The sequence below is a fragment of the Paracoccus acridae genome, assembly GCF_014642735.1.
Classification (GTDB): Bacteria; Pseudomonadota; Alphaproteobacteria; order Rhodobacterales; family Rhodobacteraceae; genus Paracoccus; species Paracoccus acridae.
Genome location: NZ_BMIV01000005.1, coordinates 33,098 through 45,642, shown reverse-complemented (window position 1 = coordinate 45,642; position 12,545 = coordinate 33,098). Strand labels below are relative to the sequence as shown.

Below are 12,545 nucleotides of genomic sequence, written 5' to 3'. Positions count from 1 at the left end.
TGCAAACAAGAACCGGAGATTGACCATGACCAAGCTGCTCGCCTCGACCGCCCTTGTCGCCATGCTTGCCGCACCCGCCATGGCGCAAACGGCAACCGATGCCACGACCGCACCCGCGACCGATGCCACCACCGCGCCCGCCACAACGGATGCGCCGATGACGACCGAGGGCACCGCCGCCGCGCCTGCCGACGCCACCGCGACCACCACGATGCCGGCCGGCGGCGCCGCGGGCGAGATGGGCTTCGGCTATACCGCGATGGCGGGCGACATGTCGGCCGAAACCTTCATCGGCAAGCGTCTTTATGCGTCGGAAGCCGATGTGGACACCAACGCCACCATCAACGAGGCGGACGAGAACTGGGACGACATCGGCGAAATCAGCGACCTGGTGCTGAGCCAGGACGGCCAGGTCAAGGCGGTTCTGACCGATATCGGCGGCTTCCTGGGCCTGGGCGAACGGACCGTGGCCGTGTCGATGGACCAGTTGCAGGTCATCCGCGACGGGGATTCGGAAGACGAATACTTCATCGTCTTCACCGCCAACCAGGAAGCGTTGGAAAACGCGCCGGAATTCGAATGGATGGACGAATAAGACCCCGTCCCGTTCCGGCAAGGGGCGCGCGACAGCGCGCCCTTTTTCGTGTCAGCCGCCCAGCGCGATCCCTTCCCGCCGCGGGTCGGCGCCGCCCGTCAGCCCGTCAGGCCCGATCACGATGCCCTGCAGGCCCGATGTCAGGTCCGTTTCGTTCAACTCGAACCCCATGTCGGCCAAGCCCTGCGTCAGGGTGGCAGGCAGCCCGGCCTCGACATCCATGGGGCCGAAGCGGTTCACGATGTTGGGCGCGGCCAGGGCGGCCTGGATGTCCATGCCCCAGTCCAGATGGGCGATGATGGCGCGGGCGACATAGCCGATGATCCGGCTGCCACCCGGCGATCCGATCACCATCACCGGCGACCCGTCCTTCAGCACGATGGTGGGCGCCATCGAGGACCGGGGCCGCTTGCCCGGCGCCACAGCATTGGCGATGGGCCAGCCGTCCGCGTCATGGGTCTCGAAGCTGAAATCAGTCAGTTCGTTGTTCAGAAGGAAGCCCCCGGTCATGATGCGGGATCCGAAGCCGTTCTCGATCGTGGTGGTCATCGACAAGGCGTTGCCATAACTGTCCACGATCGAGATATGCGTGGTGGATGGCAGTTCGGGCGATGCGTCCTGTCCCCACAGCATGGCATGGGACCAGCCGGGCTGGCCCGCGCTGACCTCGGGCAGGCTGTCGTCGCCCCCCAGCAGCTTGCCCCGTTCCGCCAGATAGGCCGGGTCGATCAGCCCCTGCGTCGGCATCGGCACATGGTCGCTGTCGGCCATGAACCGCCCGCGGTCGGCAAAGGCCAGGCGGGACGCATCGCCGATCAGCCGCCAGCTTTCGGGGCTTTCCGCCCCCAGCGCGGCCAGGTCGTATCCGCCCAGCATCCCCAGGATCTGCCCCACGGTCAGCCCGCCCGATGACGGCGGCCCCATGCCGCAGACATCATGGCTGCGATATTCGACGCAGACGGCCGGGCGTTCGACCACCCGGTAACCCGCCAGATCCTGCATGGACAGCAGGCCGGGATTGCCGGCGTCGCGCACGGCCGCGACGATGCCTTCCACGACGCCGCCGTGGTAAAATCCCGCCGCGCCCTCGGATGCCAGGCGGCGCAGGGTTTCGGCATAGGCCGGGTTGGTCAGCCTTGCCCCCGCCGCGACCGGCTGGCCATCTGGAAAGAAATAGGCGGTCGTCGCGGGATGGGCCTGCAACGCCTCGCCTTCCTCGGCCACCAGCGTCGCCAGGCGCGGAGAGACGGTGAAGCCTTCCTCGGCCAGGCCTATGCCGTCGTCGAACAGGCCCGCCCAATTCGCGCGGCCCCATTTGCGATGCGCGGCCTCCAGCAGGGCGGGCGTGCCGGGGGTGCCGACCGACAGGCCGCCCACCACCGCCTCCATGAAGTCCAGCGGCTGGCCTTCCCCGTCCAGAAACAGCCTGGGCGTGGCCGCCATGGGGGCGGTCTCGCGGCCGTCCAGCGTGGTCAGCTCGCCCGTTTCGGCGTCGTGCCAGACCAGAAAGGCCCCGCCCCCCAGGCCCGAGCTTTGCGGCTCGACCAGGCCCAGCACCACCTGCACCGCGACCATGGCGTCGGCCGCGCTGCCGCCGGCGGCCAGGACCTTGGCGCCCGCCTCGGACGCCAGGGGATGGGCCGCGCTGATCATCCAGTCCTGCCCGGCGACGGGTTCGCCCCGCGCCTTGGCGTCAAGCGCATCGCGCGCGGCCTGGGTCAGCGGGCCGAAATCGTCGGCCTGGACGTCGGAACCCGACGCCGCCTCGGGCGCCACCGCGTCGGTGGCCTGCTGGGCAAAGGCCATGGCGGACCCGCCCAGGAACAGCGCGACCGCAACTGCCGATTGTTTCATACCCGCCTCCCTGCGTTTCGATGACCCACTGTGCGCCCCCGGGGCGAATGGCGCAAGCCGCGGGGTTTTCCCGCTGGACGCTCGCCCCCGACGCCGCTAGGGTTCCTGCCAACACTATCCGTTGGGGCGTCCCGTCGCGGGGCTGAGAGGTGCAATGCGCACCGACCCATCGAACCTGATCCGGGTCATGCCGGCGGAGGGAACGGATAGGCTGACATGCGTCGTCCGCCGGACCGATCCGCCTGTCTGCCGCCCCGTCCCCCCTCGCATGTCCCGGATGCGACAGAAAAGGGGAAGGGACATGACCAGGACCATTCTGACCATTGCCGGATCCGACAGCGGCGGCGGCGCGGGATTGCAGGCGGATATCAAGACCTTGTCGGCGCTTGGCGTTTATTCCGCCAGCGTGGTCACGGCCGTGACCGCCCAGAACACCCGGCGCGTGACGGCGATCCATCCCGTCCCCCCGGCCCTGATCCGTGCCCAGATCGACGCGGTCCTGGACGATATCGCCGTCCATGCCATCAAAATCGGCATGATCGGGTCGCCGGAGGCGGTCTCCGCGGTCGCGGCATCGTTGCGCGGTTGCGCCATCCCCGTCGTGCTGGACCCGGTCATGGTCGCGAAGTCGGGCGATGTCCTGGCATCGGAGGACGCCGTGGCCGCGCTGATCCGCGATTTGCTGCCACTGGCCCATGTCCTGACCCCCAACCTGCCCGAGGCTGCGCGCCTGCTGGGCCAGGCCCCTGCCGGTTCCGACGCCCAGGCGATCACGCAGGGCCGGGCGCTTTGCGCGCTTGGCCCGCGCCATGTGCTGATGAAGGGCGGTCATGCAGGGGGAAGCCACTGCACCGATCTTCTGGTCGGGCCGGACGGGGTGGCGCGCTTCGCATCGGCGCGGATCGACACCCGGCACACGCATGGCACGGGATGTTCGCTGGCCTCGGCCATCGCGGCGGGACTGGCGCAGGGGCTTCCGGCCGCGGATGCGGCGGGCCGGGCGCATGACTGGCTGCACCGTGCGATCCGGGCCGCGGACGATCTGTCCATCGGAGGGGGGCATGGGCCGGTGCATCACTTCCACGCGCTGTGGCCGCAACCTGTCGAGGCTGCCCTGTGACCGTCACCGTCATCGGCGGGGGCGTGATGGGCCTGTGCGTCGCCACGGAACTGACCCGGCGCGGCATCCCGGCGGCTGTCCGCGACGGCGCCCCCGGCCCGCAGGCCTGTTCCTGGTGGGCGGGCGGGATGCTGGCCCCCCATTGCGAAGGCGAAAGCGCCGAGGAAGCGGTGACCCGGCACGGCCTTGCCTCGGCCGACTGGTGGCAGGGCCAGGGCGTGCCGGTGTCCCGGAACGGCACCTTGGTCGTCAGCGCCGCGCGGGACGGGGCGTCCCTGGACCGCTTCGCGCGGCGCAGCACCGGGCACCGGATGCTGGACGACCAGGGCCTGGCCGCCCTGGAACCGGATCTGGCCGGCCGGTTCGGGCGCGCCCTGTTCTTCGCGGACGAGGCGCATCTGGATCCCCGGCAGGCGCTGTCCATCCTGTCGGCCCGCCTGCCCCGGACCGAGGTCCTGTCGGGCAGGATCATCGACTGCCGGGGCCTTGCCGCCCGCGACGCCTTGCCAGACCTGCGCGGCGTGCGTGGAGAGATGGTGGTGATCCGCTGCCGCGAAGTCACGCTGTCGCGTCCCGTGCGGCTGCTGCATCCGCGCATTCCGCTTTACCTGGTGCCGCGCGGGGACGGGGTCTTCATGCTGGGCGCGACGATGCTGGAAAGCGACCGGCGCGGCCCGCCGACCGTGCGCGCGGTCCTGGAACTGCTGGGCGCGGCCTTTGCGCTGCATCCCGCCCTGGCCGAGGCCGAGGTTCTGGAACTGGGCGCGGATGCCCGCCCCGCCTTTCCCGACAACCTGCCCCGCATTCGCCGGATCGGCGGCACGCTTCATGCGAACGGGCTTTACCGCCACGGCTTCCTGCTGGCCCCCGCCGTCGCCCGCATGGTCGCCGATCACCTTCAACACGGAACCAGACCGGAGTTCATGGATGCAGATCATTCTTAACGGCAGTCCCTGCCACACCAATGCCGCCACCCTGGCCGATGCCCTGGCCCAGGCAGGCGTCACGGGCCACATCGCCACCGCCCTGAACGGCAGCTTCGTCCCTGCCGCGCTGCGCGACCAGACCCCGATCCGCGACGGCGACCGGATCGAGGCCCAGGCACCCATGCAGGGGGGCTGAGATGCCGGTCCTTTACGGCACCCATGTCGAAAGCGCCCTGATGCTGGGCACCGCCGGCTATCCCTCTCCCCGGATCCTGGCGGATGCCTTTGCCCGGTCGGGCGCGGGCATCGCCACCGTGTCCCTGAGGCGGGAAACCGGCGGCGGCCAGGATTTCTGGACCCTGGTCCAGTCCCTGGGCGCGCGCCTGCTGCCCAACACCGCCGGATGCCACAGCGCGCGGGAAGCCGTCACCACCGCCCATATGGCGCGCGAGGTCTTCGCCACCGACTGGATCAAGCTGGAGGTGATCGGCCACGCCGACACGCTGCAACCCGATGTCTTCGAACTGGTCCAGGCGGCGCGCATCCTGGCGGCCGAGGGGTTCAAGGTCTTTCCCTATTGCACCGAGGATCTGACCGCCTGCGAACGCCTGCTGGACGCGGGCTGCCAGGTGCTGATGCCCTGGGGCGCGCCCATCGGGTCGGGGCTGGGGCTGAACAACCCCCATGGCCTGCGGGCGTTGCGGGCGGCCTTTCCCGATGTGCCGCTGGTCATCGACGCGGGGATCGGCCTGCCCAGCCATGCCGCCGCCGCGATGGAAATGGGCTATGACGCGGTCCTGCTGAACAGCGCCGTGGCCCGCGCGGGCGATCCGGTCCAGATGGCCGGGGCGATGGCGGATGCGGTCCGGGCCGGACGCGCCGCCTATCTGGCCGACCCGATGGAACGGACGGACATGGCCGTCCCCTCGACCCCGGTTCTGGGAAAGGCGTTCCTGTGATCTGGCCGCGCTTTTATCCGATCCTGGACAGCGCCGACTGGATCGCGCGCGTCCTGCCCCTGGGGGTGCGGCTTGTGCAACTGCGCATCAAGGACCGTCCCCCGGCGGACCTGCGCGGCCAGATTGCCCGGGCCCGCGACCTGTGTCGCCGCCAGGGCGCGATCCTTGTCGTCAACGACCACTGGCAACTGGCGATCGAGGAAGGCTGCGGGGCGGTGCATCTGGGCCAGGAAGACCTGGACGGAGCCGACCTGCCGGCGATCCGCAGGGCGGGCCTGTGCCTGGGCATTTCCACCCATGACGGGGCCGAACTGGACCGCGCCCTGGCCTGCGACCCCGATTATGTGGCGCTTGGCCCGGTCTGGCCCACGATCCTGAAGGCGATGCCCTGGGCGCCGCAGGGCACCGACAGGCTGGCCGAATGGAAGGCGCAGATAGGGGATATCCCGCTTTGCGCCATCGGCGGTCTGACCCCGGAACGCGCCCGGCTTGCCATGGCTGCGGGTGCCGACATGGTGGCGGCCGTCACCGACATCACCCTGGCCGCCGATCCCGACCGGCGCATCCGCGAATGGCTGGAGGTCGCGCCATGAGATATGCGCGCCAGACCATCCTGCCCGGCTTTGGCGCGGCGGGCCAGGCCCGCCTTGCCGATGCGCAGCTTCTGGTCGTGGGCGCGGGGGGCCTGGGTGTTCCCGTCCTGCAATATCTGGCCGGGGCCGGGATCGGCCGGATCACCCTGGTCGATCCCGACCGGGCCGAGGTGTCGAACCTGCATCGCCAGCCCATCTTTGGCCGCCATATCGGCAGGCCCAAGGCCGAAGCCGCCGCCGTTGAACTGGCCGCGCTGAACCCCGATTGTCGCATAAGCCCCCTGGTGACGCGGCTGGATCCCGCCAACGCGCCCGATCTGGTGGCGCGCGCGGATCTGGTGCTGGATTGCGCCGATAGCTTCGCGGTCACCTATACGCTGTCCGATGCCTGCCTTGCCGCGGGGCGCCCCCTGATCGCCGGTTCCGTCCTGGGCATCCAGGGCTTTGCAGGGGGCTTCTGCGCGGGCGCGCCTTCGGTCAGGGCAGTATTCCCGGATCTTCCGGCGCAGGCGGGCAATTGCGCGACAACGGGCGTGATGGGGCCGATGGCAGGCCTGATCGGCGCCATCCAGGCGCAGATGGCGCTGACCGTCCTGCTGGGAATGACGCCGTCGTCCCTGGGCCAGATGATCCGCTTCGACGGATTGCGCCCGGCCAGCTTCCGCTTCGACGGCGCCCCCGAACCCCAAACGGGCCATCGCTTCATCGCCCCCGGCCAGATGCGGCCGGACGACATCGCGGTGGACCTGCGCGGCATGGACGAGGCCCCCTTGCCCTTCGTGCCCCATGCCCTGCGCGGCCCCGACCTGCCGCGCCCCCAGGACGGGCGGCGGGTTGTCCTTGCCTGCCGTTCGGGCCTGCGAGCCTGGGCGGCCGCCGAACGCCTGCGCCGCGACTGGCCGGGCGAGATCGCCCTGATCGCCACCGGAGACTGACACGAGACTGCTGCCCGCACCAACGGCATCTTCAGGTCCACGAGGGGCTGCCCCTGACGCGCATCGCAGGGCGCAGGCCCTGGCATCATCGCGACCAGCGGGCAGGGTGGCATGGGCGGCGAGCCGTCACGTCGACGGGAAGTCGCACCCCGCCGCGCCGTCAGGAAGGGTTCCAGCGGCGCTTCAGCGCGATCAGGTGCAGCGCCGCCGCCGCCGCGCCGCCGCCCTTGTTCTGGCCCTGAGGATCGGCGCGGACCTCGGCCTGGTGGATGTTTTCCACCGTCAGGATGCCGTTGCCGATGCAATGGCCCTGCAGGCCCAGCAGGGTCAGCCCGCGGGAACTGTCGTTGCAGACCGTGTCGTAATGCGTCGTCTCGCCCCGAACCACGCAGCCAAGCGCCACATAGCCGTCGTAAAGACCGCCGCCGGCGGCAAGCGCGATGGCGGTGGGGATTTCCAAGGCGCCCGGCACCTCGACCAGTTCGACGCTGGCGCCTGCCTGTGCCGCCACGGCCTGCGCCCCGGCGACCAGTCCCTCGGCGATCTGGCGGTAATAGGGCGCGACCACGATCAGCAGGCGGGCGCCTTCGATGCGGGGCAGCGGCAGTTGGTGATGTTCGATGCTGGCAGCCATGGCGTCATTCCCTGATCGGACGGGTCGAGTGGATGGACAGGCCATAGGCGTCGAGACCGATCACCCGGACCGGCGCCGAATTCGTCAGCAGCACCAGTTCCGACAAGCCCAGCGCGGACAGGATCTGCGCCCCCAGCCCGTAATGGCGGATGACATGGGACGACACCTCGTCCTGGCGCGGCAGGCGCGGCTCGATGTCGCGGAACAGCACCACGACGCCCCTGCCTTCTTCCGCGATCATCCGCATCGCCTGGCCCAGCGTGCCCGCGTTCTTGCGCCCGATGCCCAGGACGTCGTGCAGCGGATCCAGCACATGCATCCGCACCATGACCGGGCCGGGCGCCGTCAGGTCGCCCTTGGTCAGCACGATATGTTCCGCGCCCGAGGTGTCGTCGGCAAAGACCCGCATCATCCAGTCGCCGCCGTGTTCGGAATGCACGGCCATCTGCCCGCGTTCGGCGATCAGGTTGTCGTGGCGGCGGCGATAGGCGATCAGCTGGCTGATGGTGCCGATCTTCAGCCCGTGTTTCTGGGCAAAGGCCACCAGGTCGGGCAGCCGGGCCATGGTACCGTCGTCGTTCATGATCTCGCAGATCACGCCCGAAGGGTTCAGCCCCGCCAGCCGCGCGACATCGACCGCGGCCTCGGTATGGCCGGCGCGGACCAGAACGCCGCCCTCGCGGGCGCGCAGCGGAAAGATGTGGCCGGGAGTGGCGATGTCGGCCGGTCCCTTGGTGGGGTCGATGGCGACCGCGACGGTCAGCGCCCGGTCCTGTGCGGAAATCCCGGTGGTCACGCCTTCGCGCGCCTCGATCGACATGGTGAAGGCGGTCTCGTGGCGGCTGGAGTTCTTGGCGCTCAGCAGGGGCAGGCCCAGCGCGTCGATGCGTGCCCCGGTCATCGACAGGCAGATCAGGCCCCGGCCGTGGGTGGCCATGAAGTTGATGACCTCGGGCGTGGCCATCTGCGCGGGGATGACCAGATCGCCTTCGTTTTCCCGATCCTCGTGATCGACCAGGATGAACATGCGGCCGTTGCGGGCCTCGTTGATGATCTCCTCGATGGGAGAGATCGCGTCGGACCAGTTGCGTTCGACCGGGCCGGGCTTGTCATCGGGCATCCGCTGCTCCTGCACCAAAAGGCGGCCGCGGCACATCCCCGGCCTGCCGTGATCATTTCACGCCCAAGGCCCGGAATGGCCGGTCATGGGCGCCCTGTCCCGCACCTGATGCGACATCCTCGACGGAGACATCCTCGGATTTGCACCGCGCGCAGGCGCGATACAAGCCCCGGCAGGCATTCCGATTGCCGCAGGCCGCGCGCGACATGCCCCGCCCGGCTGCCCGGCCTTGCGGTCTTGCGCCTTGCGCATCGGCGCCGCGCCCGGCACCATCCCGCCGCCACGCATGGCGCCGACAATCAGCACCGCCCCGGAAAGGACAGGATCATGACCACCAGCACTTCTTTCAGGACCGGGGCCGCGCATCTGGTCGATGGCCTTGTGGCGCAGGGGGTGGACCGGGTCTGGTGCGTGCCGGGCGAAAGTTATCTGGCGGTGCTTGACGCATTGGCGGACGTGTCGGACCGGGTGCAGACGGTGACCTGCCGCCACGAAGGCGCCGCCGCCATGATGGCCGAGGCCGACGGCAAGATGACCGGACGGCCGGGCATCTGCATGGTCACGCGCGGCCCCGGCGCCACCAATGCCAGCGCCGGGCTGCATGTGGCCTTCCAGGATTCGACGCCGATGATCCTGTTCATCGGCCAGATCGCCCGCGACGCGGCCGAGCGCGAGGCATTCCAGGAAATCGACTATCGCCGGATGTTCGGACAGGTGGCGAAATGGGTGGCCCAGATCGACGATCCGGCGCGCGTTCCCGAATTCCTGTCCCGCGCCTTTTCGGTCGCCATGGCCGGGCGGCCCGGCCCGGTGGTGCTGGCCCTGCCCGAGGACATGCTGGTCGAAGAAGCCGCCGCCGCCCTGCCCCGCCGGGTCGAACCGGTCGGCACTGGCCCGGCTGCGGGCGCCATGCAGGATTTCGCCCGGCGGCTTGCGGCTGCGGAACGCCCCGTCCTGATCCTCGGCGGCAGCCGCTGGGACAGGGGCGCGAAAACGGCGGTCGAACGCTTCGCCGGCCGCACCCATCTTCCCGTCGCCGCCGTCTTCCGTCGCCAGGACCGCTTCGACAATGAGCATCCCTGCTATGTGGGCGAACTGGGCCTTGGGGCCAATCCCGCCTTGCGGGCGATGATCGGCGATGCCGATCTGGTGATCCTGCTGGGCACCCGGATGGGCGACATCGCCTCGGACGACTATGAGACCCTGGAGATCCCCTGTCCCCGGCAGTCGCTGATCCACATCCATGCCGATCCGCAGGAACTGGGCCGCCTTTACCAGCCCGACCTGGCGATCAATGCCACGCCGGGGGATTTCGCCGCCCTGCTGGACGATGTCGCTGTTCCCGCCGTTCCCGCCTGGGCCGAACGCACCCGCGCCGCCCGCGCGTCCTATGAGGATTGGCAAAAACCCCGCCCGTGCCCAGGTCATGTGAACATGTCCGAGATCATCCTGTGGCTGCGCGATCATCTGCCCCAAGACGCCATCCTAACCAACGGCGCGGGCAATTTCGCGGCCTGGCTGCACCGCTTCCACCGCCACCGGGAACTGGGCACCCAGCTTGCGCCGACCTCGGGGTCGATGGGCTATGGCGTGCCTGCCGCGGTGGCCGCGTCAATGCGCCATCCCGGCAGGCGGGTCGTCTGCATCGCAGGGGACGGCGACTTCATGATGACCATCCAGGAAATGGCGACGGCGGCGCAATATGGCGCGACACCGATCTTCGTGGTCGTTGACAACGGAATGCTGGGAACGATCCGAATGCACCAGGAAACCCGCTATCCGGCGCGCGTTTCGGCCACCGACCTGGTCAACCCGGATTTCTGCCTGATCGGCACGGCCTGCGGCGCGCATGTCGAATTCGTGGACCGAACCACGGATTTCGCGGCCGCCTTCCAGCGCGCCGAGGCAAGCGGCCGGATGGCGCTGATCCACGTGAAGGTCGATCCAGAGGCCCTGACGGCGAACCGTTCGCTTTCGCAGATCCGGAAGGCTGCCGAACTGGCAGGGCAATGAAGTCACGGCCGATGGCAGGGGAATGACCGCACGACGGGTCTCGCCTGCCGATGGCAGGGATGCCAGCCCCATGGCCGCGCGAGAGGAACGATCCTATCCACGCCCGACTGTTCGCGGCAGGCTTTCCCTCACCCTCTGAATGCGTCGGCGCCCATCTGCTGGATGCCGAAACCTCCCTCATCTGGCAAGCGGGACCAGAACCCCTGGTCCCGCTCGCGGAACGCCGCAGCCTGGCCTGAGCAAGGCGGCTGCAAGCACGCCGCCCCCGTCGGGTCACAGCCTGCCATATCGGTCTGCCGGACGACCTTCCGGCAAGGGCGGCTGTCCGCCCGGACCATGTCCGCCTGCGCGGATCTTCGCAGCCTGCGTCAAGGATCTGCCGTGACAGGCCCTTCACCCAGGTGGCGGGGGCATGCAGGACATCAGGGGGGGATGCAGCCCGTCCCGACCACCTGCGCCTTGCCACGTGCCTGATTGGCGGATGCAGCAACAGTCCCAGATCGGCATCAGACCGTTGAAAGGCTTCGACGGCAACAAGGGCCGATGCTCCGGTCAAAGCGATGCTGCACATGCCCGCAAGTTCCGTGTCGGCAACCTTCCCCTGCGGCCGCAACGCCGTCGGGCAGGCCGTCACCAACCGCCACGGACCGACCGGTGCCCGATGATGGCTTCGGAACCCTAGGCCACGCACATGATTTCCATGCTGCCACCCACCCTTGATGCTGGGCGATCCAAGCCGGAACTGGCTGACCTGCGCCATGGCTCCGCAGCCGGTCATCGTGGAATGAGCCCAATCACCCTGACCTGCCGAAAGCTGCCTTCCAGAAGGCAGACATGGGCCGCACAGGCGCCGCCGCCTGACTGCGGCACGCCGGGGCCGAAAATGCAGGTCCGGCCTGTTGCAACCATCCCACCGGCATGACGGCACCCAAGGCCCGGGGCCTGCCTTGAACTGTCCGATCAACTGGCCTGGGCCATCGGCGGCGTGAAGTGGGCCGCAAGCCGCGCGGCCAAAGCTTGCGGATCCCGAAGGTCTTCGGCCGTTACGACCGGACCTTCATAGGGGGAAACCATGCCGGACCCGACCATCTCCTCGATCCGGTCCAAGGCCGCCTCGATGTCGTCCATGGGCGCCGAGAACAGGTCAAAGATCGAATACCGCCACCATTGCAGCGCAAGCAGCCGTTCCACCGCATGGTCGGAGAATCGCGACCGCACGACCCGTCCGGGCGTTCCGACGACAATGGAATAGGGCGGAACATCGCGCAGCACGATCGCGCGCGCGCCGATGATCGACCCGGTGCCGATCCTGACGCCCGACTTGATGAAGGCCCCCTGTCCGATCCAGACATCGTCGCCGATTTCGGTGATCGGACAGCTGTCCCTGAACGGGCGCAGGCCGCGGCGGATTTCATCCTTCCGATCCCGGGCGACAAGCTCTCTCCAACCGTTGACCTGTGGGAAATAGGCGGTGCGAGAGGTCGTCAGCCAGTCGGTGGGATGTTCGTGCATCCCGATGACCGCCCCTGCCGCCAATGAACAGTATCGCCCGAAGCGGACATTGTTCACCGTGCCGCCGCTGAGGTTGCAGAACGCGCCGATATCCAGGAACGCCCCTGGCGTGACCGTGCAGATGATCGAGGTCGGCCCCTCAATCCGCGACCCGGCGGCCAGCCTGCCCGTCTGGACAAGGCCCGGCAGGCGCAGCCCCGTGCGGTCAAGCGCCGGAAGGTCGGCATGTTTCAACGTGAACTGTCCGTCGCTCATTTCTGATCCATCCTGTTTTCCCCGGCAGT

General features: G+C 69.0%; 12 protein-coding genes and 1 riboswitch. Of the genes, 8 read left to right on the top strand and 4 right to left on the bottom strand.

Features of this window, described 5'->3' with window-relative positions; all coding sequences use genetic code 11:
- Positions 1–25 precede the first annotated feature (25 nt).
- Positions 26–595 carry a PRC-barrel domain-containing protein gene (locus tag IEX25_RS08920; protein WP_188714760.1) on the top strand — a complete coding sequence of 190 codons (570 nt, stop codon included), beginning with the start codon at positions 26–28 and terminating at the stop codon, positions 593–595.
- A gap of 51 nt (positions 596–646) precedes the next feature.
- Here the strand turns inward: IEX25_RS08920 and ggt are convergent, their stop codons facing one another.
- Entirely contained in the window at positions 647–2,449 is a 1,803-nt protein-coding gene (gene ggt / locus IEX25_RS08915; RefSeq protein WP_188714758.1) for a gamma-glutamyltransferase, read from the bottom strand.
- 112 nt (positions 2,450–2,561) lie between these two features.
- A riboswitch (TPP riboswitch) is annotated at positions 2,562–2,668 on the top strand.
- 82 nt (positions 2,669–2,750) lie between these two features.
- On the opposite strand from ggt, the gene thiD reads away from it, so the two are divergent.
- Genes thiD through IEX25_RS08885 form a run of 6 tightly spaced genes read left to right on the top strand, consistent with a single transcriptional unit; the run spans position 2,751 to position 6,982 of the window.
- The gene (gene thiD / locus IEX25_RS08910; protein WP_188714756.1) at positions 2,751–3,569 is read left to right on the top strand and encodes a bifunctional hydroxymethylpyrimidine kinase/phosphomethylpyrimidine kinase; all 819 of its coding nucleotides are present in this window, start codon (positions 2,751–2,753) and stop codon (positions 3,567–3,569) included.
- Positions 3,566–4,513, top strand: a complete 948-nt coding sequence (locus IEX25_RS08905) for an FAD-dependent oxidoreductase (RefSeq protein WP_188714754.1) — start codon at positions 3,566–3,568, stop codon at positions 4,511–4,513. Before thiD ends, IEX25_RS08905 begins: the two co-directional genes overlap by 4 nt.
- Complete coding sequence (gene thiS / locus IEX25_RS08900; protein ID WP_188714752.1) at positions 4,497–4,691, top strand: sulfur carrier protein ThiS; 195 nt, start codon at positions 4,497–4,499, stop codon at positions 4,689–4,691. The genes IEX25_RS08905 and thiS overlap by 17 nt, the downstream gene beginning before the upstream one ends.
- A 1-nt stretch (position 4,692) precedes the next feature.
- Entirely contained in the window at positions 4,693–5,454 is a 762-nt protein-coding gene (locus IEX25_RS08895; RefSeq protein WP_188714750.1) for a thiazole synthase, read from the top strand.
- Complete coding sequence (locus IEX25_RS08890) at positions 5,451–6,047, top strand: thiamine phosphate synthase (RefSeq protein WP_188714748.1); 597 nt, start codon at positions 5,451–5,453, stop codon at positions 6,045–6,047. Before IEX25_RS08895 ends, IEX25_RS08890 begins: the two co-directional genes overlap by 4 nt.
- Positions 6,044–6,982, top strand: coding sequence for a HesA/MoeB/ThiF family protein (locus IEX25_RS08885; protein WP_229665116.1), 939 nt, complete (start codon positions 6,044–6,046; stop codon positions 6,980–6,982). Before IEX25_RS08890 ends, IEX25_RS08885 begins: the two co-directional genes overlap by 4 nt.
- A gap of 160 nt (positions 6,983–7,142) precedes the next feature.
- Here IEX25_RS08885 and IEX25_RS08880 read toward each other — a convergent pair whose 3' ends face one another.
- The gene (locus IEX25_RS08880) at positions 7,143–7,616 is read right to left on the bottom strand and encodes a 6,7-dimethyl-8-ribityllumazine synthase (RefSeq protein ID WP_188714745.1); all 474 of its coding nucleotides are present in this window, start codon (positions 7,614–7,616) and stop codon (positions 7,143–7,145) included.
- A 4-nt stretch (positions 7,617–7,620) separates the two neighbouring features.
- Complete coding sequence (gene ribB / locus IEX25_RS08875) at positions 7,621–8,736, bottom strand: 3,4-dihydroxy-2-butanone-4-phosphate synthase (RefSeq protein ID WP_188714743.1); 1,116 nt, start codon at positions 8,734–8,736, stop codon at positions 7,621–7,623.
- Positions 8,737–9,063: 327 nt separating this feature from the next.
- On the opposite strand from ribB, the gene IEX25_RS08870 reads away from it, so the two are divergent.
- Positions 9,064–10,749, top strand: a complete 1,686-nt coding sequence (locus IEX25_RS08870; RefSeq protein ID WP_188714741.1) for a thiamine pyrophosphate-binding protein — start codon at positions 9,064–9,066, stop codon at positions 10,747–10,749.
- A 960-nt stretch (positions 10,750–11,709) separates the two neighbouring features.
- Here IEX25_RS08870 and IEX25_RS08865 read toward each other — a convergent pair.
- The gene (locus IEX25_RS08865; protein WP_188714739.1) at positions 11,710–12,516 is read right to left on the bottom strand and encodes a CatB-related O-acetyltransferase; all 807 of its coding nucleotides are present in this window, start codon (positions 12,514–12,516) and stop codon (positions 11,710–11,712) included.
- Positions 12,517–12,545 lie beyond the last annotated feature (29 nt).